This is a genomic window from Quyinboa mangrovi (assembly GCF_042219825.1).
Taxonomy (GTDB): domain Bacteria; phylum Bacteroidota; class Bacteroidia; order Bacteroidales; family UBA5342; genus JBHJHP01.
The window spans coordinates 244646-267747 of the sequence record NZ_JBHJHQ010000006.1 but is presented as its reverse complement, the minus strand read 5'-3'; the positions used below and the strand labels follow the sequence as shown (position 1 = coordinate 267747).

22 protein-coding genes are annotated in these 23102 nt (G+C 36.8%); 17 read left to right on the top strand and 5 right to left on the bottom strand.

What is annotated here, in order from left to right; genetic code table 11:
• Positions 1-10 precede the first annotated feature (10 nt).
• Positions 11-994, top strand: a complete 984-nt coding sequence (locus ACE1ET_RS14405; protein ID WP_375729121.1) for a tocopherol cyclase family protein — start codon at positions 11-13, stop codon at positions 992-994.
• A gap of 1 nt (position 995) precedes the next feature.
• Here ACE1ET_RS14405 and ACE1ET_RS14400 read toward each other — a convergent pair whose 3' ends face one another.
• The 3 genes from ACE1ET_RS14400 to ACE1ET_RS14390 all read right to left on the bottom strand — a co-directional run bounded on the left by ACE1ET_RS14400 (position 996) and on the right by ACE1ET_RS14390 (position 6325).
• Positions 996-1883, bottom strand: a complete 888-nt coding sequence (locus ACE1ET_RS14400; protein WP_375729120.1) for a diacylglycerol/lipid kinase family protein — start codon at positions 1881-1883, stop codon at positions 996-998.
• Positions 1884-2029: 146 nt separating this feature from the next.
• Entirely contained in the window at positions 2030-2881 is an 852-nt protein-coding gene (locus ACE1ET_RS14395) for a hypothetical protein (RefSeq protein WP_375729119.1), read from the bottom strand.
• Between the two features lie 258 nt (positions 2882-3139).
• On the bottom strand, positions 3140-6325 hold the full coding sequence (locus tag ACE1ET_RS14390; protein ID WP_375729118.1) for an MBG domain-containing protein: 3186 nt from the start codon (positions 6323-6325) through the stop codon (positions 3140-3142).
• Between the two features lie 154 nt (positions 6326-6479).
• Here ACE1ET_RS14390 and ACE1ET_RS14385 point away from each other — a divergent pair, with 154 nt between their 5' ends.
• From ACE1ET_RS14385 to ACE1ET_RS14375, 3 genes are read left to right on the top strand one after another with little or no spacing between them, the layout of a single operon-like run.
• Positions 6480-6884 carry a DUF134 domain-containing protein gene (locus ACE1ET_RS14385; RefSeq protein ID WP_375729117.1) on the top strand — a complete coding sequence of 135 codons (405 nt, stop codon included), beginning with the start codon at positions 6480-6482 and terminating at the stop codon, positions 6882-6884.
• A 5-nt stretch (positions 6885-6889) separates the two neighbouring features.
• Entirely contained in the window at positions 6890-7192 is a 303-nt protein-coding gene (locus ACE1ET_RS14380; RefSeq protein WP_375729116.1) for a NifB/NifX family molybdenum-iron cluster-binding protein, read from the top strand.
• A 7-nt stretch (positions 7193-7199) separates the two neighbouring features.
• On the top strand, positions 7200-7589 hold the full coding sequence (locus ACE1ET_RS14375) for a NifB/NifX family molybdenum-iron cluster-binding protein (protein ID WP_375729115.1): 390 nt from the start codon (positions 7200-7202) through the stop codon (positions 7587-7589).
• A 70-nt stretch (positions 7590-7659) separates the two neighbouring features.
• On the opposite strand, the gene ACE1ET_RS14370 is transcribed toward ACE1ET_RS14375, so the two are convergent.
• Positions 7660-8286, bottom strand: coding sequence for a class I SAM-dependent methyltransferase (locus tag ACE1ET_RS14370; protein ID WP_375729114.1), 627 nt, complete (start codon positions 8284-8286; stop codon positions 7660-7662).
• A gap of 157 nt (positions 8287-8443) precedes the next feature.
• Between ACE1ET_RS14370 and ACE1ET_RS14365 the strand changes: the two genes are divergently transcribed.
• Genes ACE1ET_RS14365 through ACE1ET_RS14350 form a run of 4 tightly spaced genes read left to right on the top strand, consistent with a single transcriptional unit; the run spans position 8444 to position 12607 of the window.
• On the top strand, positions 8444-9373 hold the full coding sequence (locus tag ACE1ET_RS14365) for an ATP-binding cassette domain-containing protein (protein WP_375729113.1): 930 nt from the start codon (positions 8444-8446) through the stop codon (positions 9371-9373).
• A 22-nt stretch (positions 9374-9395) separates the two neighbouring features.
• Positions 9396-10118, top strand: a complete 723-nt coding sequence (locus tag ACE1ET_RS14360) for an ABC transporter permease (protein WP_375729112.1) — start codon at positions 9396-9398, stop codon at positions 10116-10118.
• 13 nt (positions 10119-10131) lie between these two features.
• Positions 10132-11646: a GldG family protein gene (locus ACE1ET_RS14355; protein WP_375729111.1), complete on the top strand. Its 1515-nt coding sequence runs from the start codon at positions 10132-10134 to the stop codon at positions 11644-11646.
• On the top strand, positions 11639-12607 hold the full coding sequence (locus ACE1ET_RS14350; RefSeq protein ID WP_375729110.1) for a DUF4340 domain-containing protein: 969 nt from the start codon (positions 11639-11641) through the stop codon (positions 12605-12607). The genes ACE1ET_RS14355 and ACE1ET_RS14350 overlap by 8 nt, the downstream gene beginning before the upstream one ends.
• A 67-nt stretch (positions 12608-12674) precedes the next feature.
• On the opposite strand, the gene omp85 is transcribed toward ACE1ET_RS14350, so the two are convergent.
• Complete coding sequence (gene omp85 / locus ACE1ET_RS14345; protein ID WP_375729109.1) at positions 12675-14015, bottom strand: Omp85 family outer membrane protein; 1341 nt, start codon at positions 14013-14015, stop codon at positions 12675-12677.
• Between the two features lie 202 nt (positions 14016-14217).
• Between omp85 and atpB the strand changes: the two genes are divergently transcribed.
• The 9 genes from atpB (at position 14218) to ACE1ET_RS14300 (ending at position 23051) form a co-directional block, all read left to right on the top strand.
• Positions 14218-15291: a F0F1 ATP synthase subunit A gene (gene atpB, locus ACE1ET_RS14340; protein WP_375729108.1), complete on the top strand. Its 1074-nt coding sequence runs from the start codon at positions 14218-14220 to the stop codon at positions 15289-15291.
• 31 nt (positions 15292-15322) lie between these two features.
• Entirely contained in the window at positions 15323-15532 is a 210-nt protein-coding gene (atpE, locus tag ACE1ET_RS14335; RefSeq protein ID WP_375718714.1) for an ATP synthase F0 subunit C, read from the top strand.
• A 3-nt stretch (positions 15533-15535) separates the two neighbouring features.
• Positions 15536-16030 (top strand): F0F1 ATP synthase subunit B, encoded by a 495-nt coding sequence (atpF, locus tag ACE1ET_RS14330; RefSeq protein ID WP_375729107.1) that lies wholly within the window; start codon positions 15536-15538, stop codon positions 16028-16030.
• A gap of 2 nt (positions 16031-16032) precedes the next feature.
• Positions 16033-16572 (top strand): ATP synthase F1 subunit delta, encoded by a 540-nt coding sequence (atpH, locus tag ACE1ET_RS14325; protein ID WP_375729106.1) that lies wholly within the window; start codon positions 16033-16035, stop codon positions 16570-16572.
• 16 nt (positions 16573-16588) lie between these two features.
• Complete coding sequence (gene atpA / locus ACE1ET_RS14320; protein WP_375729105.1) at positions 16589-18178, top strand: F0F1 ATP synthase subunit alpha; 1590 nt, start codon at positions 16589-16591, stop codon at positions 18176-18178.
• A gap of 3 nt (positions 18179-18181) precedes the next feature.
• Positions 18182-19054: an ATP synthase F1 subunit gamma gene (atpG, locus tag ACE1ET_RS14315; RefSeq protein WP_375729104.1), complete on the top strand. Its 873-nt coding sequence runs from the start codon at positions 18182-18184 to the stop codon at positions 19052-19054.
• 289 nt (positions 19055-19343) lie between these two features.
• Positions 19344-20474 (top strand): porin family protein, encoded by a 1131-nt coding sequence (locus ACE1ET_RS14310; protein WP_375729103.1) that lies wholly within the window; start codon positions 19344-19346, stop codon positions 20472-20474.
• A 2-nt stretch (positions 20475-20476) separates the two neighbouring features.
• A complete protein-coding gene (locus tag ACE1ET_RS14305; RefSeq protein ID WP_375729102.1) occupies positions 20477-21706 on the top strand; it encodes a Kelch repeat-containing protein in 1230 nt (409 codons plus the stop codon).
• A gap of 67 nt (positions 21707-21773) precedes the next feature.
• A complete protein-coding gene (locus tag ACE1ET_RS14300) occupies positions 21774-23051 on the top strand; it encodes an outer membrane beta-barrel protein (protein ID WP_375729101.1) in 1278 nt (425 codons plus the stop codon).
• The last annotated feature ends 51 nt before the right edge of the window (positions 23052-23102 follow it).

Genomic DNA, 23102 nt, shown 5'->3' with positions numbered 1-23102 from the left:
CCGGATTGTAATGAAAGTAACCAAGCGAATATTACCTAAAGTTTTTCATCCTGAATTTTTTCAATCGCATAAAAATCACAGGAGGTATTTTGAAAACTGGTTATTCAAGCTTGTATCGGAAGATAGGAATTCGGTACTTGTCATCATTCCGGTTATGGAACTTGGGTCAAATCAAAGATGTTATGTTCAGTTTCTAAATGGAATTACAGGTGAAACCTGTGTGGCATATTATGACCTATCAGAATTGATTTCATCGAAATATGAAATGAACTTCAGTTTTGGAGAGAATTCATTTTCTGAAAAGGGTATTAAAATCAGTATTGATCAAAAAGGATTTAAGGGTTCAGGTAAGATCAGGTTTGGAGAACTTATGGAATATCCGTCCTATGGACTCAAACGAAATGTGATAGGATATTTAAGCTTTATGCCATTTCAGCATATTTATTATGCGGTAATATCCATGCATCATAAAATAAGTGGATCCATTTCAATAAATAATCAAACGCTTAATTTTGATAACGGTACAGGATTTATTGAAAAAACATGGGGAAAATACTATCCTGAAAGCTGGTTATATATTGGATGCAATACATTTACGGTTCCTGATACCTATTTTGTAATTACGGTGTCCACGGTAAATCTCGGGTTTACCAAAATTCTGGGTAATGTAGGATATTTTTATTACAAAGGAAAATTGATCAATCTTAGCTTCTACACGAAAACCAAATTTACAAAATTTGATCAGCAGGGTAAAGTGCTACTGGTTGAACTAACAAAAGGGAAACACCGGATTGAAATTTCGTTGATACCAAGAAATAAAGGTAAAATTAAAATACCTTCTGCAACCGATAACAGATACGTTTCTGAAAGTGCGGACTCAACACTGCATTTGAACTACTTTGTAAATAATGAACTCATACTCTCAACCGAAGGAGAACATGCGGAATACGACTTTGTTGAAGGTCTTAACGATCTGATTTCACGCAAATTTTGAATCACCTGAATTTATCCGTTTTTAAGACTTTCAGCGATTTAGGATTTATCACAATTTCAACCGGACTATCCATTTCAACGGCTTCACCATCAATATGAAACTGATTAAAATCTGTATGAATCACAGCACGTTCAAGTCCCTGAATATATTCCACATATCGTGATTGTCGTAGAGAACCTAAAAAAACCTGGATTGCAAAATATGGAAACAGAATCTTGGGGAAAGGCCTGAATAAAAGCAATTCGAATTTGCCATCGAAGGGGCTGGCTTTTGGTGAAATGATTGCATTATTCCCGTATTGTTTATTATTGGCTGCAGAAATAAGCAAATATTTTCCGGAACAGCTTTTTTGTTCGGTTATAATATCAGCATCAATTGATTTTAAAAAAGTAATTGTTTTAAGTGTAGAATAAAAATAACTCCAGAATCCTCTCCGCTTCATCCTGTGAAAAACGTGCGCAATCCTTGAATCAAATCCAGTCCCTGTCACATTAACTGAAATTCTACCGTTCACATTCAAAGAATCCACCTCTAAATATTCCCCTTTATGAATAGCTTTCAACAGTTTTTTCAGACTTTTACTAAAACCAAACTCCCGAGCAAAACCATTTCCGGAACCATATGGCAGTACGGCAACAAGCTTATCACTTCCAATGGCTGCGCCGATTAGTTCATTAAACGTACCATCGCCCCCAACGGCGACAAAAAGATCATATTTTGATTTATTCTCTTTAAAAATATTACGAATGTGACCAGGAAATTCTGTGAGTATATAATCAATGTTGCTGTATGTCGTTTTCAAATCATGCAATACTTTCTTCTTCTTACTTATGCCTGCAACAGGGTTAACAAGTAATAACGTTTTTAACTGGTGAGATTTTTCAAGCATACAGTTTACAATCACAGAATTACAAATGTATCTGAAAAAAAGAGCAAAAAAAAGTGTGATTTAATAAATCACACTTAAACTGTTAAAAATAAAATATTTATGTCGTTTGATTTTCTGTTGACTGTTGCTGTTTTAATGCCGCACTCTCAGCAGCAGTACCAATGAGTGTAAGCAACACAATGAATGCCACAATTACCAATACCCACATGGGCAAAGATACATACAGTAAAAACAGAAAGAATACCAGCATAATTCCAACCATGTACAAAGGGTTCCCAGTATTTTTCTTTTTTGAAAACCCTTAAAAGAAATATAAACATCGCAAGGAGCGGAAATAAAAGCAGAACGGCACGTGCAATTTCTGTCGACATATTGTTCTGTCCCAGTGCTTCTGCCCGGTTCTGAATACCCTTTAACGATGCACGGTTCAGGGGCATATCTACAATTTCATATCCCAAATTGATTAGCGTTACCGGGTTAACATAATGATATTTAATGCGCATGCGGCAAACCAGTTTTGTTTGACGCTTTCCCGAAGGCATAAGCATCCACGTTACAGAAGCATCCGATGATTTACTGATCCCCTTCCAAACAATAAATGTGTCTTTTTTAAAGTCCTGTATTTCCATCTCAAGGCCTGTTCTGACCCTAACAACATCACCTGTATCCAGTTTCTGATATGCAGGAATAATATTATAGGAACTTTGCTTGAATCCATTATTAAACCAGTCCCAACCATACATACCAGCTTTCTTTTTCCCCATCTGCACCAGCCATGGATAAATTTCCCACGGTTTGGCTTCAATTGTAATAGTTCTGGTTGCAATATATGACGGTGAACTTACTATAGAATCTCCAGGTAACGCCATTTCGGCTATTTCATCAGAAGAACCCCAGGTTGATAAAAATGGTTGAATGGCAAATCTGAATATCAGCCCTATGAATATAAAAAAAAGTAAAACAACTAGAAATCGAATGGTTTTGGCTTTAAAATTCATAACACATCATTTACTTATATTGGATTATTTACAAAATGTAAATACTATGAATATAAAAGTAGGCTTTTTTAACAAATTTACATAATTTAAACTCTAAATATTTAAACACCTGAACATTGCTTTTCACGTACTATTCGCTAGAAAATTTTCAGGTTAAATCTTAAAAACCGGTCATATTCTCATAGTATTTACATCCCGTTATCTTCATAAACAACATTCAACTATAAACTTTGTTTTATAACGTCAACTGACATATTGTTATTGCTTGATAAATTTTATCATTTGATTTTCAGTTGATACGATGTATATACCGGGATCAAAATCACTAACATCAATAACGTTGCCATTCCAATAGAAAGTCTTCCGCAAATTTCCGTATATGTCAAAGATCTGAACTATTTTTCCCGGTTCAACATCTGATAACATAAAACACCTGGAAACCGGATTAGGTTGAACAGTCATTGCATTATTTTTGGGTAAAATTACGGATGTCTCTGTCGAGATGATAATACCGATCTTCATTTTAACTGTTGTATAATTCAATGTATCTTCCGGTATAAAAAGTAAATCTACTTCCTCCCCGGTACTGTCCGGTACATATTCCGGATCTGAAAATTCATACGATCCATTGGTTGTAGTCAATCCACCCAGTATTTGGGAATTTATCAAAGATTGACCTTCAGCTATCGGAGTTGTTTCAGGCAACTCTGAGATCTCAGGCATAGCTTTTATTACTGTAAGTACACCGCTTATATATTCCGGTTCGTAATTTTGCGAAACACCACCTTCAATAAATATATTGTATGAACCAACATTGCAGTAATCTCCTGCATTTGTTGTAAGCTGAGGAGAATATACAAATACAGGATTGGGATCACTCTCAATTTTCCCCGATACCGTATATGAAAAGCCACCCGGCTCAGTTCCATAAACTATAGTGGTATCCTTTACCTTAGCAGTTATCAATGCCTTACTGATCGTGAGATCTCCACTTTCATAATGGAAATCATAGTTTTTGTCCAGGGCTCCGCTGACTGTTATAGGATAGACTCCTGCATCACTAAACAGACTTGCATCGGTAGTAATTTCAGGCTGTACGTCCAGTTCATAAACGGTATCTTTGGGAATAAAGCCAGAAATTGCATACTCTAATTCAGGAATACTGTCTCCATAAACAATCTGACGATTCTCAGCCGAAACGTTTAGAAGCCCCTTATCAACAGTTAATGTTGCATTATTATAATTTAGTTCATAATTCAAAGCACCACCACCTGTTATAGCAATTTCATACGTTCCGGCCTCCGGGATTAACTCTGCAGCAACATAATTTATTGCCGGAATACTATCTAATACTGTCGTATCCTCTCCATTTACAAATCCTGAAATAAGGTATTGAGCTTCAGGTAGTGAGTCACCATAAGTAATACGTTGATCAAGTGCCTCTATCTCCAGTTCTGCTTTCTTAACGATTAAAGTACCATTTATATGTTCAAATGTATAATTTTCAGCTTCGCCCCCACTTGTCGAAATGGTATAATTTCCTGCATCAGCCATATCCTGAGCATTTGAGTTTATTTGAGGCATACGAGTTAAAACCGATGTATCTTCATTACCGGCAAAGCCTGTTATTGTATAGGTTAGTGCCTGTAAAGAGTCGCCATAAGTAATTGTTTTGTCATCCGCTGATACCTTGAGAATAGCTTTATTAACAGTCAGTATCATTTTTTTATATGAAGACGGACTATAGTTATCATTTCCGGGTTGATAAACCCAAATAGTAGTTGATCCCATACCCGTAATATGCAATTTCTCTTCATCAGTAACTGTGGCAACATCGCTGTCAGAAGATGTATATATAACCGGGAGCCCTGAACTGGCAAATGCGCCGGGATCAAAGTCAGGTGCACCATATTCTTTCACAGGTATTTCCGGGAATACTACACTTTGGTACATTTTATTGGTCTGAAAAACCATTTCCTCACCATAAGCCGTTCCTTCTGAATTTGTGGCATAAGCCCGGATATAATATACAATACCAGGTTCCAGCGAATCCAGATGTGAGGTAAACTCTCCCGTTCCGCTTCCGTCTATTGTATAGAAATCATCCAACGTTGCACTCCCTGAAGTATTCCAACATACACCGAATGCTGATACGTTTGCCCCTCCGTCACAACCTACAGCTCCACCAAAGTCCGCAGAAGTAGTTGAAATATTCAGAACTTCCGTGGCTGAAATTACCGTAGGTATATCATTATCTCTTGCAATCGTAAAATAGCCACTTTTTACATCAATGTTGTTAAAAAATATCAGATTCCCTTCTATTTTATCTGCCTCATCTATAATCATGAAAGTATCTTCCACCGATGATTTATACATTAATTTATAGTTGTTTACAGGAAGGCAGTCATAAAACAATGCACCAGCTCCTGCATCAAAAATCTGAAATCTCAATGAAGGGTGTTCATCATCATGATTTGTAATAATTTTCCATACCCTGTTAGCTTGAAGATCAACCCCATCATTTGTTCCAACTGTAATTATTCCTGTTTGTCCGTCATGACCAAATAAATCAGCTTCCCGAATATCAAATTCATTATAATCAGTGATCCCAAGATTTAATCCACCTGATGGTTCAGAATATGTACCCTGACTAAATGCACTCCAAAGTGCACGGGTACTCTGCAATTCGTCATCCGAAAGAATAACAGGTCCCGAACTGATGTCAGAAATGATATTCTGGTACAATTCAAGATTATATCCGGTAACTGAATTTAAAATTTGGTTATTATCCAGATAAATATCAGGTTCATTAAACGGATAATACAAAACGAGATTTTGAATATAATCCGGTTTTATAGAATCTGTAACTTCCCGGTGCATCCAATTCCGAATATCAGAAGATGATAAACATTTGTTCCATATTCGCACCTCATCAACTTCCCCATTAAAATTTTGCCCTGTTGCACCATTGACCATTGATTCACAACCAATTGAAAGCCATGTACCGGATAATGGCTCCGTCAATACAGATTTAAAATCAAAAACATATCCGCGTTGATAACCGTCCATATAAAACCTGAGGTAATTTCCGTCAAAAGTCATGGCAAAATGATGCCAACCTCCTGTCATTCCCAAAACAGGAAATGAAATGGTTTGCTCCACTCCATCAAGAAAAGCTTTAAGCATTACCGATGTGCTATTAACTGCAAACTCCCACCCTCCATTCTCGAAATTTGATAAAAGCACTTCCTGGCTTGATACCTGCCATGTTTCCTTAAATGTCCAGAATTCCACGGTTGCAACATTCGATTCTATATAAAATGCTCCTGGAGATATATAGCCATCACCTGTGAAACAAACAGATTTATTAAGAGCTTCAGCAGGCACACTTAAAAGGCCACACAAAGTCAGGTAACAAAGCACAATATAAAGTCTCTTCGACATTACTTAAATTTAACTCAAATTAAACCAATAACAAATATATATTAATTTATTATAAATTTCAAGTTATTTAAAAGATAATTATCGCCATATAAAAAGATATTTAAAAATATTGCATAATGAACATATGTTCATTATATTTGTAAAAAATTAATGTATGTCCCGACCAAAAAGATTGCGAAAAATCAGTAACCCACCCCGCATAAGGGGGATGAATCCTTTTGGATACTACGGAGCGCTTAAAGATCCGGTTCAACTCTATCATGAAGAATATGAAGCCATAAGATTGCTGGACTACGAAGGGATGAACCAGGAAGATGCAGCGAAATTAATGGACGTATCGCGACCAACATTAACAAGAATTTACGACAGCGCCCGTAAAAAAATTGCCATATCGTTCACAGAAGCCAGGCAAATACAGATTGAAGGTGGGCAGGCATATTTCGCTGACGACTGGTATGAATGCAGAAATTGTAACTCGCGGTTTAATCTGCCCCAGAAAGATCCTTCTGTTTCATGCCCTGTATGTATGACTACTGATGTTTCAAACCTTTCAATATAGCCTCCATGAAAACAGCAATATCTGTCTCGGACAAATATAACAACAGGGTCAGTGATCACTTTGTGAGATGCCGGAAATTCATGATTATTGATGCCCAAAATGAAACCCGGGAAACCGTGACCAATCCCTATCACATGACTGCAGAAGACGCAGGCATTCAAGCCATAAATTACCTCAAAGCACTTGGCGTAACAAAATTAATTGCAGGAGATTTTGGAGTTCATGTGCAGGAAGAAGCCAGAAAGCAAAATATTCAGTTGATTATAGTGGATACAAATAAAATAAAAATTGAAGCATTAAAATTTTAAAGTAAAGATGATGAAAATAGCAGTTCCAACGAGGGGAGAAAAAATAGACGATCACTTTGGACAGTGTAATTTTTTCTCTGTTTATGAAATTATTGATGGTAAAATAGAATCTAAAACTCAAATGGATTCTCCACAGGGATGTGGATGCAAATCGAACCTTACCCAGTTGCTGAACGAGCAGGGCGTGACCAAAATGCTGGCGGGAAATATGGGGGACGGGGCCTTAAACAAACTAACGAATGCTGGTATTGAAGTTATTCGCGGATGCAAAGGAAATCCTGACGAAGTTATGAAAGCCTACCTTGCCGGATTTTTGATTGATTCCGGAATTGGATGTGAAAGTCACCTACACCACCATGAACATGGACACAACCATGAACATAGTTGTAACCATTAAATAATTAAACTCCAACCCTATAATAAAATATGACCGGAGTAAATAACGGGGAAGCATAGGGCTTCTCCGTTTATTTTTTTAAAATAAAATATTCCTCCTCAATCCGCAACGCAGAGAAATTAAAGTTATCCCGTATATACTCCAGTGCTTTAACAGAATAGAAAAACACATGGGTGATATCATTTTTATACCACCATGAGTCAAAATCAATGTCCCTGGATAACAGGTTTGTTTTAATATACAATTCTCCGCCTGATTTCATCATTTTACTTAATAACTCAAACTCCTTCGAGGGATTATGGAAGTGTTCAATAACCTCACAACAGACTAAATAATCGTATTTATTATCCAATAAGTCAGTATTATGACAAAAAACAGGATCGTATGCATCTATAGAAAAGCCTTCATTTTTAAGAATCTGACTCAAAACAGGTTCCGGCCCTGAGCCAAAATCCAGACCTTTCTCATCAACCGTATGAAATCTCCTGACTGCATCAATAAGTGGCATAAGAAAATCCACATAACCCTTGTTTGCTGTTCTATTATTGTGCAAGCTATACCGTTCCTTTTCAACGTCGGCTGAGGGAAGATTATCCGGATCAACCTGAACCGATTTGCAATTAACACACTGATAAAAAACACGTTCACCAGGCGCAAAGAATTTCTCTGTATCTGAGTGGCACAATCTGCATTTCATAAATCTAAATAACTGCTAAAATAAGGCATCTCAGCCTAAAAATTATTTAAAAAAGCGCTTATTGCCTGAAAGTAGTTAATTTAAGTTAAACCAAAAATATTAAGTTTCAATTTTTAATAATTTCGGTCGCATTTTGTTTAAAAAACCTTTAGATATTATGGACATTACTGTTGAAAATGTTACCAAGGTGTATGGTAGCCAAAAAGCAGTTGACAACATCTCTTTTAAGGTTCACACAGGTGAAGTATTAGGTTTCCTTGGGCCAAACGGCGCAGGTAAAACAACCACAATGAAAGCTATCACCTGTTATCTCACACCGAACCAGGGTATTATTAAAGTTGGAGGGTATTCAGTAAATGAACAACCTGACGAAGTAAAAAGAAGGATCGGCTATCTGCCTGAAAATAATCCGCTTTACCTCGAAATGGGCGTTATTGACTATCTGAAATTTGTTGCCGAACTGCAGGGAGTAGTAAAATCGGGTATCAATGACAGGGTCAGGGAAATGATCCGTGTATGCGGCCTGAGTCATGAAAAACACAAAAAAATCGGGGAACTGTCAAAAGGATACCGACAACGTGTTGGCCTGGCACAGGCACTTATTCACGATCCTGACGTATTAATTCTTGATGAGCCAACCACAGGGCTTGATCCAAACCAGATTGTAGAGATCAGGGAATTAATTAAACAAATCGGAAAAGAGAAAACCGTAATTCTTAGCTCACATATCCTTGCAGAAGTAGAAGCTACCTGCGACAGAATCCTTATTATTAACAACGGTAAAATTGTTGCCGATGGTACTGCTGAATCACTCAGAAAACAGGCTCAGGGAAATGAAATCATAAAAGTTGCGATAGAAGAAGGTGATAAAAACGAGGTATTCAAGGCATTGAAAGAACTCTCTTCGGTTCAGGTATGCGATTTTATACCAGATAATGATCAGGCCTTCGAAATTCAGAGTAAACCGGACATGTCTTCACGCAAAGCCATTTTTAATCTGTGTGTTCAAAAAGGTTGGATCCTGACCGAAATGACACCGATTGAAACAAAACTTGAAGACGTTTTCCGCGAAGTAACCATGAATTAGAAATTAAAAAAACTATTTTGATATGAATAAAATATGGATCATTGCCAAAAGGGAATTGCGGTCGTTCTTCGATTCTCTCATGGCATATATAATGATCATACTATTTTTAGGTTTTACAGGCTTCTTCACCTGGATAAGTGGTTCAGATATCTTCTTCATCAATCAGGCCAGCTTGGGCGCATTTTTTAATATTGCCTATTGGTCGCTCTTCTTTTTTATACCCATGTTAACTATGCGGTTACTGGCGGAAGAGCAGAAAACAGGTACAATTGAGCTACTGTTAACCAAAGATGTTAGTGACTGGCAGGTTGTTGCCGGCAAATTTTTATCCACATTTTTGTTGATAGCCATCACATTGGCACTTACCATTCCGTATTATATAACTGTCGCCAATTTGGGACAAATTGACCATGGAGAAGTATGGAGTGGTTATCTTGGATTGTTGCTGATGTCTGCCGCATATATTAGCATCGGTATTTTTGCAAGCAGTTTAACAAATAACCAGATTGTAGCCATCCTTATTGCACTGGCCATCGGAATTCTGTTTCATATTATTTTTGGATTTCTCACCCGTGCTACATCCGGCATGACAGCTGAAATATTCAACTATCTGGATTTGAATACCCATTACGAATCCATTACAAGAGGAGTCATTGATAGCAAGGATATTATTTACTTTCTGACCTTAATATTTGGTGGTCTGGTAGCAGCAGAATCCATGTTGGCAAAACGAAGCACAAATTAAAAAGAAATGCATCATGAATAAGAAAAGTAAAACTATATACTCATTGCTGATCATTCTTGGGGTGCTTATCCTTATTAACATTCTGGCAAGCCGGTTTTTCTTTCGTATGGACCTTACTGCCGATAAGCGCTACACACTTAGCGATGCAACTAAAAATATTTTAAAGGAGATTCCTGAACCCATTACAATCACAGCATATTTTTCGGAGGACCTTCCTCCTGAAGTAGGAAAAGTAAGAAAGGAATTTAAGGATATGCTGATTGAATACGTGAACCGTTCCGGTGGAAATATAGCGTACGAGTTTAAAAATCCCGGCAAAGATGACGCAACTGAACGCGAAGCCATGCAGAAAGGCATTCAACCTATTCTGATCCAGCAACGCGAAAAAGACCAGGCGGTACAGAAAAAAGCCTACCTGGGAGCTGTGGTTTCCTATAAGGATCAAACAGAGGTGATCCCGGTCATTCAATCGGGTTCAGCCATGGAATATGACCTCTCCACTTCTATTAAGAAACTTATTGCTACCGACAAACCTGTCATTGGATTTTTACAGGGACATGGAGAAGCGTCCATATCATCTATGATTCAAGCCGTTAAAGAACTGGATGTGCTTTATCAAATTGAACCGGTTAATATGACTGATTCCACGGATCTGTCTATATACAAGACACTCGTTATGGTTCGACCCGAAGACTCTATTCAACAATCACAATTCGATATGCTGGATAACTATCTTGCAAAAGGTGGAAACCTCTTAATTGCGTTTGATCGTGTAGAAGGAGATTTTCAGTCTGTTATGGGAAAAGCCAAGACAACGGGTCTTGAAACATGGCTGGCTAAAAAAGGCATCCAGGTTCCGGCAGATATGATTACCGATGCAACATGTGGAAACATATCGGTTCAGCAGAACAACGGTTTTATGACTTTTAGCTCACAGGTAAAATTCCCTTATTTCCCTATTGTAAATAAATTCGCAGATAATCCGATTACGTCAGGACTTGAAGCCGTAATATTTCAGTTTGTGAGTCCATTAAACTACAATGGCGACTCAACTGTAACCTTTACGCCAATTGTAATGACCGGGAATAAAAGTAATGCCGTACCAACACCGGTATATTTTAATATCGAGAAAAAATGGTCAGAAAAGGATTTTCCTGAAGCTAATATTCCTATCGGCGGTATCTTTTCAGGCAAACTATCTGGAAATACGGCATCTAAAATGATTGTATTCACGGATGGTGAATTTCCGATTAATGGTGATGGACAACGTCAACGCCAGATCAATGCAGACAACGTGAACCTGCTGGTTAATTCAGTGGATTGGTTAAGCGATGATACCGGATTAATAGATTTGCGTACTAAAGGAATTACCGCCCGATTGCTTGACCAGGTGGATGACAGTACAAAATCGTTGCTGAAGTGGTTAAACTTCCTGCTTCCGATTCTGTTGATTGTGATTTACGGAATTTTCAGGTCTCAACGTAACCGGATACGCCGGATTAAAAGAATGGAGGAAGATTATGTTTAGTAAATTCAACCTGAAACAACTGCTTGGAATCTTTGTGATCCTTCTTTTAATAGTATTGGCAGTTGAAGTTTTTGACAGCAAAGACAAAACCAACAGTTCATTTAACAGTAATATTGTTGCTGTGGATCAGGACAATATAGGATCGTTTATTTTATACACAAAAAATAAACCGGAAGTCCCTGTCACGTTTACAAAAAATGATGATCGCTGGAATTTTGAAAGCGAAGGGATATCATACAATGCTGCACCAGATGCAATAAATGCAATTCTAAATCAGATCAGCACTGTTAAAGCCGACCGGATTGTAGCAAATAGTAAAGATAAATGGAATGAATACAAAGTATCAGATTCCCTGGCAACCCGAGTCATTATTAATGACAAGAATGGTAAGGAACTGGCTGATCTCTATATAGGTAAATTCAGTTATAGCCAGCCAAAAAATCAGGGACAAAACCAATACCGGCAACAGCAGGGAACGATGACCTCCTTTGTAAGATCAGGAAATAGCAAGGAAATCTATGCTGTAGACGGTTATTTATCAATGTTGTTTGACCGCGATATAAAATATATGCGTGATCCGGTTATCATTAAAAGTAATTTTAACGACTGGAATAAAATTACCGTAACGGCTCCTTCTGATAGTTCCTTTACACTTGAGAAACAGGGCAATACATGGTTGCTGAATGGACAGACGACAGATTCGGCATCCGTTGTGACGTATCTTCGTGACCTTCAGAACGTAAGTTCGCATAACTTTTTTGATGATTCTGTGGTATCTCAACCCACTTACACCATGATGATCGAAGGTAGCGGATCTATGACTAATCCGATAGAGATTAAGGGCTACACAGTAGATTCAAAACATATAATCAGTACATCAGAAAATAAAAACACATACTTTGAATCCGGAACGGATAAGCTGTTTCATAAGCTGTTCCAGTCCCGACCGGATGTAAAATGATTAAAAAAGGCTGCCTCCGGGCAGCCTTTTTTATGCTTTATATTCTGTCTTGACTCGTTACATCTCATTAAAACAAATAATCCAATCCGATATATAAACCTGTATTTCCATCCTGCTTATTAACTGCTTTTCCAAAATCCACGGCAATCACAAAATTCTCATTCATGGCGATTCTTAATCCAAGACCGTAACTTACGTGGAGTGATTCAGCTCCAAAATCAAAATAACCCTGTGGCAAAGGCATGCTCCAAGTCATAAAATTTTTCTCCACATCAACTTTCTGCACCACCTGACCAAAATCAGAAAAAGCATTAAGTCCTATATAAAATTTCTGATTAATCCAGTCAAAATGAACCGGCTTCCAGCGCAATTCCACATTTCCATATACAAAACCATCGCCAATAACCCGTGCACGCTGTATGCCACGTAAAGTTTTACTTCCTCCAAGGCCAATCTGATCTTTCATTTTAGAAGTCTCTATTTGCGATTGGTAGTAAAACGGTACCTTTCCTGCCAAAGTTCCCTGATAGCTTATACGATACGCGAATGAAAGATCCCGCTTAATAAGCGTAAAATATTGCCGGTGCGTTATATTAAATTTTAAAAAGCCGGATTCAGCACCCAGAAATTTTGGTGCACCAAAAATAAATGCCTCCGTCCAGATACCATGCATCGGATTCGGTTCATTATCCCTGGTGTCATATACCAGACCAGCCTTTAATAAAGGAATAAAACCTCCATTCTTCTCATCATTCCCAATAATTCCCCAATTCACATACTGATCATAAAGCGTTAAAGTATCAGGAAGAAGATTACTCGACTTACCTTTATTCAAACGGTCTATATCCACGGTTGAGATAGTATACTGCTGTAGATTAAAACCGACAAGCCCCAACAATTTCTTACCTGAAAGCGGAAACTGGAGATCGGTTTTAAACCTGAATGTATTGTTTTGCATTTTATAAAACATCCTGGTCTTATAAGCACTATTCAGAGGATCATCATCAATCCATGACTGATTATATACTGCCTCATATCCATTGAAACCAAAAAAGTTAAATGCCATATCCGGCAGATAAGCGAGGTCAGAAGTTACCCGCATACCTGGAATAAGATATTCTGAATCATACGAAAGTCTGTAGATTCCACTCCCTTTTGTAAAACGTGATACTTCAAGATATATATTATGCAAATAGTCCGGATACTCAGATCCATCACCATAATTGAAAAAATTTACAAGACCTCCATATTGAAAGCCCAGATCGGTATTGTAAGTAATTGCGGGCAAGGCACCAAAATTCCATCCTTTTTTGACTTTGGAGTCAGAATTTTCTTCATCCTGAGCACTTACCGACAAAACACTCATGGACAGAGCAGTAAGCAGAATTAACAATAGATTTTTTCTCATTGTATAAATTTTTTTAACAATTCAAAGATAATTAAATTAACAAAATGACAATATTCTTGTTCTACATGACAAAAGCATAATCAATAATTTAACCAGGTATAATCAGGAGAATTGAATTACTGAAAAATTTACGTTTTTAATTTTTTATTAACTGAATTTTTTAGCATTTTTGCTCAGTCAATATTTAGAAACTTTGTTAGAATTGAACAGATTAAAAGTCACCATTTTTATCTTATTATCACTGCTTTTCGGAAGCATAATATATGCGTCTGATCAGGAAGAGTTTTCTATAGGGGATGAAGAAGCTGAGTTTGATGTTAATGAAGTGATCATGCATCACATCAAGGATACTCACAGCTGGCATATTCTGTCGTATAAAGATAAGGAAGGTGAAGAATATGATGTGGCCATTCCATTACCGGTTATACTTCTTTATGACGGACATCTGGATATTTTTATGTCTTCTGATTTCCATCATGGTGAGGAACCTGTGACCAAAGGAGACAGAACATATGTATTGCACCATGAAACCATATATGTTTTGCATGACGGACATGCTGATCATGGTGAACTGGATGAAAAACCGCTGGATTTTTCCATCACAAGAAATGTAGCTGCCATACTGATCAGTTCATTACTGTTATTGTGGATCTTCATTTCAGTTGCACGGTTTTACCGTAAAAACCCAAATACTGCACCTAAAGGACTCGCAGGTTTTCTTGAACCGGTCATCCTTTTTGTCAGAGATGAAATTGTGTTACCGAACATGAGTAAAAAAGATGCGGATAAATATATTGTATATTTACTTTCCGTCTTCTTTTTCATCCTTATAAACAACCTTTTGGGACTGATCCCTATTTTCCCCGGGGCATCTAATGTTACCGGGAATATAGCGGTAACGATGACCCTGGCATTATTTACACTCATAATAACTAATATTAACGGATCCAAGGATTACTGGAAGCATATCTTTGCAACTCCCGATGTTCCCGTTTTTGTATTACCAATATTAATTATTGTGGAGATCATTGGTATTTTTACCAAACCTTTTGCCCTGATGGTTCGTTTATTTGCAAACATCACAGCAGGCCATATCATTATTTTAAGCTTAATATCTATTATATTTATTTTTAAGTCTACGGTATTTGCATCTGTTTCTGTTCCATTTGGTTTATTCATGAGCCTTCTGGAGATATTGGTTGCATTTTTACAGGCTTTTATTTTTACAATGCTTTCGGCATTGTTCATTGGAATGGCAGTACAAAAACATCATTAATTATATAACTTAAATATTTAAAATTTTAATTATGGACGGAATTAGTTTAGCAGCAATTGGAGCCGGACTGGCAGCGATAGGAGCCGGTTATGGAATTGGTAAAATTGGTTCTTCTGCAATGGAAGGTATTGCACGCCAACCTGAAGCCAGCGGTAAAATCCAGACAGCGATGATTATTTCTGCAGCACTTATTGAAGGTGTGGCCTTATTTGCAGTTGTAGTAGCGTTATTGAATTCGTAAACCATGGATCTGATAACACCTGGCATAGGGTTAATTTTTTGGACCACAATCGTCTTTCTGCTTCTGATGGTTCTACTGGGTAAATTTGCCTGGAAACCTATATTAAAAGCAGTTCATACGCGTGAAGCCAATATAAACGACAGTTTAAAAGCGGCAGAACAGGCACGTATTGAACTTGCATCTCTTGAGCAGGACAAGGAAATGATTGTGCGTGAGGCAAAAAGTGAAAAACTCAAACTCATTGATGAGGGCAAAGCCACCCAGGTTGAAATAATCAGAGAAGCTAAGGTAAAAGCAAAAAAAGAAGCAGAAAAAATTGTTGAATCAGCTAAAAAGGATTTCGAAGCTGAAAAACAAAAGGCTGTGGAAAGCCTGAAACAGCAACTTGCGGTTATCTCTATTGACATGGCATCAAAAATTCTGGAATCAGAAATTGATACCAAAAAGAAACATGAAGAGATAATTAATAAAATGCTGGATAAAGCTAATTTTAACTGAGCATGGATAACAGCAGAGTAAGAGTAAGGTATTGTAAAGCGCTGCAAGAACTGGCAGTGGAAAAGAAACTTGAGGATGCGATCCTGCAAGACATGAAGCAGTTGCTTCGTGTTATTCAGGAATCGGAAGACTTCAAAAAGTTTCTTAAAAATACCACCCTTACCCCATCCAAGAAAAAAACTGTAATGCATGCGCTCTTTAAAGGCAAACTGAACGCTTTAACACTTAGTTTTCTCGACCTTGTATTCGATTATGAACGTGAAAGCATGTTGCTGACCATCGTTTATCATTACATTGAATCGGCAAGGCTGGCAAAAGGAATCCGGAAAGCTACTGTAACAACAGCAGTTGATATTGATCCGGGCTTCAAGAAAAAACTGTATCAGAAACTGGAAAAGAGTATGGGATCCAAACTTGAGTTTGAAGAAAAAGTTGATCCGGAAATCATCGGAGGATTTATTCTGCGTGTGGACGACCTTCAACTGGATGCCAGCATTAGTGGTAAATTAGCAAAAATTAAAAAGTCGCTGATCAACAGCTGATAAAAATTGTGCAGAAATGGCAGAAATCAGACCATCAGAAATATCTGAATTACTTAAAAAACAACTGGAAGGGTTCACCAATGAATCCGATCTTGAAGAAGTAGGTACCGTACTTGAGGTCGGTGACGGCATCGCCCGTATCTACGGTTTAAACAATGCCGGTGCCAACGAACTCGTTGATTTCGGATCAATGATGGGCATCGTATTGAACCTGGAGACAGATAATGTAGGTGTTGTACTTCTGGGATCTGCGGAATACGTAAAGGAAGGTGATACCGTTAAAAGAACGGGAAAGATTGCCTCCATTAACGTAACAGAATCCATGTTGGGACGTGTTGTCAATCCGCTTGGTGAACCTATAGACGGTAAAGGAGCCCTAGAAGGCCCGTTCTACAATCTGCCACTGGAACGAAAAGCTCCGGGTGTTATCTTCCGTCAACCCGTAAAAGAACCATTGCAAACCGGTATCAAGGCAATTGATGCCATGACCCCAATTGGTCGCGGCCAACGTGAGTTGATCATCGGTGACCGTCAGACAGGTAAAACAGCTGTAGCAATTGATACGATAATCAATCAGAAAGAGTTTTACGAAAAAGGGAATCCGGTTTACTGTATTTATGTTGCCGTTGGACAAAAGGGTTCAACCGTAGCTAATATTGCCAAAACGCTTGAAGATAATGGTGCGCTGGATTATACTGTAATCGTTTCTGCTACAGCATCAGAATCTGCTGCATTACAATATTATGCACCTTTTGCAGGTGCAACCATTGGTGAGTTTTTCAGAGATACCGGTCGTAGTGCACTGGTTATTTACGATGACTTATCAAAACAGGCGGTATCTTATCGTGAGGTCTCCCTCCTGCTCCGTCGTCCGCCAGGACGTGAAGCATATCCGGGAGATGTATTCTACCTCCACTCCAGACTGCTGGAGAGGGCTGCCAAAATCATTGATTCAGATGATATCGCCAAACAAATGAATGACCTGCCGGACGTATTAAAGCCAATTGTTAAAGGTGGAGGTTCGCTAACAGCACTTCCCATCATTGAAACGCAGGCTGGTGACGTATCAGGTTATATTCCAACTAACGTAATTTCAATTACCGACGGTCAGATCTTCCTCGAAGCAGACCTTTTCAATGCGGGTATCCGACCGGCTATCAACGTAGGTATTTCGGTATCAAGGGTTGGTGGTAATGCACAGATCAAACCGATGAAGAAGATTGCCGGTACACTGAAAATAGATCAGGCACAGTACCGAGAACTGGAAGCATTTGCCAAATTTGGATCAGACCTTGACCCGGCAACCATGCGTATATTGGATAAAGGAGCCAAGAACGTTGAAATTCTGAAACAGTTGCAATACCATCCACTTCGGATAGAACAACAGGTTGCGATTATCTATTGTGGCGTGAATGCGCTTCTCAGAGATGTTCCTATAAAAGATGTGAAAGCCTTTGAAGCAGATTTTCTGGATACAATGGAACGGGAACATAAAGATATTCTGGACAGAATTGCCGGTGGTGAATGGCCTTCAGAAAAAGATAATGACATTGTAAAAACCGTTGAAACTGTTGCACTGGACGTTGCACAGGGCTATAAAAAATAATAAATGGCTGGTTTAAAGGAGATACGCGGTAGGATAAACACGGTTAAAACAACCATGCAGGTGACCAGTGCCATGAAGATGGTTTCGGCTGCCAAACTTAAAAAAGCACAAAATGTTTTGCTGAGTTCCCGTCCGTATGCAAATAAACTGGAAGAAATTCTGGCACATCTGCTGGATGATGAGGAAACCAGAACCAAATTCCCGTATCTCGTTGATGAACCAAAATCGGATAATATACTCGTGATAGTCGTAACCTCAAACAGGGGACTGTGTGGTGCATTTAATTCAGGTTTGGTAAAAGCTACTCTTGAGCATGTAAGGACAGAATTTCCAGGTAGTAGCACTGACTATATTTCCATTGGCAAACAAGGATCAAAGCTGCTTAAAACCAGGGGAATTAAACCAATTGAAACACATGATGAATTGTTTGATGATCTTACGTTTGAATCACTGAATGATTTATCAAAAAAAATCACATCTGATTTTCTGAATGGCACTTATGATCAGATTATTTTTGTCTACACAAAATTTGTATCTGCCGGACGTCTGGATGTAACCTTTGAAAACTTTTTACCGGTTGAACCTGAAGAGATAAACGGTGACACACTTAACCACGATTATATTTACGAACCAAACAAGGAAGAAATTCTATACGATATTATTCCTAAAGCTTTACAGATGCATGCCTATATGGTATTGTTGAACTCGTTTACTTCAGAACATGCGGCAAGAATGCAGGCAATGCAACAGGCTACCGATAACGCTCAAACGTTATTGCGTGATCTTACATTGACTTACAACAAGGCACGTCAGGCTTCCATTACTAACGAAATTCTTGAAATAACCGGTGGCGCAGAAGCACTGAAGAATTCGTAAATTATATCATTAAATTCAGTTTCTGTTTTTGCATGATCTTAGGACATTTTTTATGTGCTACGGGATCGCCCAATACTTATATCCATATCAAAACATTCCTCAAATGGCTGCTATTAAGGTTGAAAAACATCTTTTATGCTCTTGCAGTAATAAAAGAATTATTCTACTTTAGTACCAACTAAAGCCTGTAAATATAATGAATGAAATTACTGTTTATCAATATTAAAACATCCTTAACTGACATGGTAATTTAGGAATAAGAATTATTATTGTCCGTTTAATTTATCCTATGCAACATACCAGCAAATACATATTTACATTATTTTTATTAGTTATTTCAAGCTTATTGGCCAATGCGCAGATCAGTTACTTTATCACGGATAGTTCAACGTCGTATGCCATAAACCTATTAAATGGAAATGATATTATAAATTCTACGTATTGTAGGGTCAAGGAAGGAAATCATATTATTAAATACACAGCTTATCAGGTTAAAGAATATGGTTTTGAAGATGGTCGGGTTTACATAGCAAAAGATATCCATTTAAATGACTCAGTTAAAAGAGTATTTTTAGAAAGACTGGTAAATGGGAAAACCTCCCTTTACTTCTATAAAGATTCAAATAACAGGTTGTTTTTTACAGAAAAGGATTCTGTATTAAACTGTATTTATAAAACAAATGAAAAAAGGAATGATTATAAAAACGAGTTAGGTAATCTAATTTCGGATTGCCACATAAATTCTGAGAACTACAAACTCGTTAAATATAATAAGAAGTCTTTATCAAAATTCTTTACTGGCTACAATCAATGCAAAATACAAAATTATCCATTTTTAAAGTATGGGTTCTTTTTGGGAAGAATCACAACATCCCCAACATTAAATGCAAACAATGAGGATGAAATATTTAAAAACTTTAATGTAAGCTCTGCAAACAGTTTGTATGGTGGTTTTTTTGCAGATTTACCCATAAATCAAAGCAATTTCAGTTTATTACTTAGTTTAGGCTATTACGAAAGTGCATATTCAGGTTCCTCTAAATCAGAATCTACAATTTATGATATGCTTATTGAGCAAAATACGCTGAGATTGCCAATATTATTAAGATATACGCTTCCAACGAAAAGAATAAAGGCATATGCTAATGCGGGTTTGTCGCTTTCAAATAACCTTAAGAATGAAACTACGATTTACAAGTCTGAGATATCAGGAAGTATTATCGAATTTGACTTTCCAACAAATCAAAAGTTGATGGCTGCCAACCTTTATGGTTTTGCATATGGAGGTGGAATTCAATATCATATTAATTATAGGAGGATTATATTTATAGAAGTACGTTATAACAAAGAATTTTCGTTTGGTTCTGCATCACTGCTGGGTAAAAATAGTTTAGAATTCATTACAGGAATAAATTTTTAATTATGATGACAAAACAAATAATCCTGGTATTTACGTTATCAATTCTCCTGTTCTCCTGTTCAAAAGAGACAGAACCGAGAAAAAGAGAATACCCTGCAATACAAACCCTTAGTGTAGATTCAATTAACCCTTTGGGAGCAACTTTCACAGGTGAAGTACTAAATACCGGCTATAAACACATTATAGAGTACGGATTTGTATATTACCCCACCGGCTCACCATTAAAATATATGTACGATACATCTTCTGTACATAGGGCAATTTTAAGTAAAGGATATTTCTCACAACAAATTGATCAGTTTCTATCAAAAAATATTACTTATAACGTTAAAGCTTATGTAAAAACGAGCATTTATACTGTTTATGGTCCCTCAGTGGAATTTACCAGCGAAGGCTGCAGATGGTTTCCTTGGGATTTAATAGCTCAACCCAAGATAATAGGTTATAATAATGTGTTTGCTGTGTCTAATAGCCAATATGCTTTTATTTTAATGACCAGTAAAGAATTTTATTCATTTGATCCTTTCTCAGAAACGTTTACAAAAGTCCGGGACTATCCGGGCAATACGTTATATAAGGCGGCTTCATTTATTATTGATAATGAAATATATATTATAAATAAAGGATCTCAGGATTTTTACAAATATGATATTTCAAAGAACACATGGACAAAATTAGCCAGTTTACCATTTATTCCTGAAGATAATAACTTTGTTGCCTTTGTAATTAACGACGCAGGATATTATTTATCAAACAACAGTTTTTATAAATATGATCCGTATTCAGAAAATTGGATTAAAAAAACAAATGTCCCGTCTACATTAGACATACAAAACTCTGAAGTGATGAATAAGAATGCCTATATTTTTACAAATAGCAAATCTATCTTGAAATATTCACAGGAAGATGATAACTGGCAAGTGGAAACAAATTACCCGGGGGATTTAAATCAAGACATCGTGAGCTTTGCTACCGATAAAAGCCTGTATTATGGTTTAAGTTATTCTGATATTATAACAGAAAAGCAAGCCTCCTCTGAATTTTGGCAGTATTCCCTGGAATCAAAAAAATGGAGAATAGTTCAGAGTTTGCCCTATATACACTCAAAGGACCATGTATTTAGCTTTTCTGTCAGGAATTATGGTTATCTGGGGTATGCTACATCATATAACTATGGTAACAGGGAGTATAATATCTGGAAATTTTCAGAAGACAAACTGTTAAAGAACTAAACATAAGTAATTTAAATACAAAGATATTTATCTTGTATTATTTTTAAACTACTAATATTATCAGTTCATGAAAAGACTTTGGTTACTCATTTCAGCATTCTGCCTATTATCTGTTTTTATTTCAAACGCACAAAAAGATTTTTACCCTGGATATATTATAACCCTAGAAAATGATACTGTTTACGGAACAATTAACCTAGGCACCAGTATTCAGAACAGTCAGAAATGTATTTTCAGAAACACAAATTCAAAAAAATCACAGGAAATATATCCTTCAGATATTTCTGTCTATGTAATTGCAAACCAGAAGCATTTTATATCTAAAGAGATAACATTAAATGAAGTAACCCAAAAGGTATTTTTAGAATATTTGGTTGATGGAATTGTGGACCTCTACTTTATTAAAGCTGATGGTAACAATTATTATTATGTGGAAAAGGAAGGTAAAATGTATCTGCTGTCAAATGATGAGGTTGAATCATATCCAAATGGAAGGTTAGAAATTAAACCCTCCCAAAAATATAAAGGGGTACTTTCATTTCTCTTTCAGGATGATCCTACATCTCTTAAAAAATCTACTCTGGTTCCTTATTCCAACAAATCATTAATCAGGTTCACAAAGGATTATCACAACCGGGTATGTACAGATTATGCATGCATCGACTATACTAAAAATACTAAACCCAATATTTATATTGAACCAATTGTTGGTATCAACCTCTCCAGACTTATGTTCAGAACATCCAAAGATTATGGTGATGATGCTTCTCCAGTTTTGGGTTTTAATATGAGAATAATACCTAGCAACTCATTTCATTTGATAAATTTTAATACTAGCCTCTCGTATTCATGCCTCAATATCAACCATACATATATCAATTCTATCCGGGAATCTTTTTATTTCACATCCGGGGATATTATTAGATCCATTGCTCCAAGATATGACTATCCGGCGAATGTTAAAACAAAATATTCGTATATAAATCTGCCCTTTCTTATTGATTACCAATTTCCTTTAAAAAAAATAATCCAACCCTTTGTTTTCCTGGGAATTAATAATGTATTCATAATAAAATCATCATATTCTGTATCATACACATCCATTACTCATGATATGTATTATCATCCTATATATACTGAATATTATGCTACACCTGAGTTTAAAAAATACCATATCGGTTTTTTAGGAGGTATTGGATTAAGATTTTTTACCGGAAATTCGAATTACCTATTTATTAAAGGCCAATACGAGTATAGAGTTCCATCATCCAAAAGAGGATATTTTCTTGATTATCAAAGAGTAAATTCATTACAGGTTTTGTTTGGTTACGGTTTTAAAATTTAACTTAATATAGTTATTTGAAGATCAACCTCAAACTGACATAGTTTTAAATAA

Excerpts from the sequence above, each read along its gene's own strand:
- ACE1ET_RS14400 (WP_375729120.1), bottom strand. The coding sequence starts at position 1,883 with ATGCTTGAAAAATCTCACCAGTTAAAAACGTTATTACTTGTTAACCCT.
- ACE1ET_RS14360 (WP_375729112.1), top strand. The coding sequence starts at position 9,396 with ATGAATAAAATATGGATCATTGCCAAAAGGGAATTGCGGTCGTTCTTC.
- ACE1ET_RS14300 (WP_375729101.1), top strand. The coding sequence starts at position 21,774 with ATGAAAAGACTTTGGTTACTCATTTCAGCATTCTGCCTATTATCTGTT.
- ACE1ET_RS14380 (WP_375729116.1), top strand. The coding sequence starts at position 6,890 with ATGAAAACAGCAATATCTGTCTCGGACAAATATAACAACAGGGTCAGT.
- ACE1ET_RS14405 (WP_375729121.1), top strand. The coding sequence starts at position 11 with ATGAAAGTAACCAAGCGAATATTACCTAAAGTTTTTCATCCTGAATTT.
- atpG (WP_375729104.1), top strand. The coding sequence starts at position 18,182 with ATGGCTGGTTTAAAGGAGATACGCGGTAGGATAAACACGGTTAAAACA.
- ACE1ET_RS14350 (WP_375729110.1), top strand. The coding sequence starts at position 11,639 with ATGTTTAGTAAATTCAACCTGAAACAACTGCTTGGAATCTTTGTGATC.
- ACE1ET_RS14375 (WP_375729115.1), top strand. The coding sequence starts at position 7,200 with ATGATGAAAATAGCAGTTCCAACGAGGGGAGAAAAAATAGACGATCAC.
- ACE1ET_RS14305 (WP_375729102.1), top strand. The coding sequence starts at position 20,477 with ATGATGACAAAACAAATAATCCTGGTATTTACGTTATCAATTCTCCTG.
- atpF (WP_375729107.1), top strand. The coding sequence starts at position 15,536 with ATGGATCTGATAACACCTGGCATAGGGTTAATTTTTTGGACCACAATC.
- ACE1ET_RS14365 (WP_375729113.1), top strand. The coding sequence starts at position 8,444 with ATGGACATTACTGTTGAAAATGTTACCAAGGTGTATGGTAGCCAAAAA.
- omp85 (WP_375729109.1), bottom strand. The coding sequence starts at position 14,015 with ATGAGAAAAAATCTATTGTTAATTCTGCTTACTGCTCTGTCCATGAGT.
- ACE1ET_RS14385 (WP_375729117.1), top strand. The coding sequence starts at position 6,480 with ATGTCCCGACCAAAAAGATTGCGAAAAATCAGTAACCCACCCCGCATA.
- ACE1ET_RS14390 (WP_375729118.1), bottom strand. The coding sequence starts at position 6,325 with ATGTCGAAGAGACTTTATATTGTGCTTTGTTACCTGACTTTGTGTGGC.
- ACE1ET_RS14395 (WP_375729119.1), bottom strand. The coding sequence starts at position 2,881 with ATGAATTTTAAAGCCAAAACCATTCGATTTCTAGTTGTTTTACTTTTT.
- ACE1ET_RS14370 (WP_375729114.1), bottom strand. The coding sequence starts at position 8,286 with ATGAAATGCAGATTGTGCCACTCAGATACAGAGAAATTCTTTGCGCCT.
- atpA (WP_375729105.1), top strand. The coding sequence starts at position 16,589 with ATGGCAGAAATCAGACCATCAGAAATATCTGAATTACTTAAAAAACAA.
- ACE1ET_RS14355 (WP_375729111.1), top strand. The coding sequence starts at position 10,132 with ATGAATAAGAAAAGTAAAACTATATACTCATTGCTGATCATTCTTGGG.
- atpH (WP_375729106.1), top strand. The coding sequence starts at position 16,033 with ATGGATAACAGCAGAGTAAGAGTAAGGTATTGTAAAGCGCTGCAAGAA.
- atpE (WP_375718714.1), top strand. The coding sequence starts at position 15,323 with ATGGACGGAATTAGTTTAGCAGCAATTGGAGCCGGACTGGCAGCGATA.
- ACE1ET_RS14310 (WP_375729103.1), top strand. The coding sequence starts at position 19,344 with ATGCAACATACCAGCAAATACATATTTACATTATTTTTATTAGTTATT.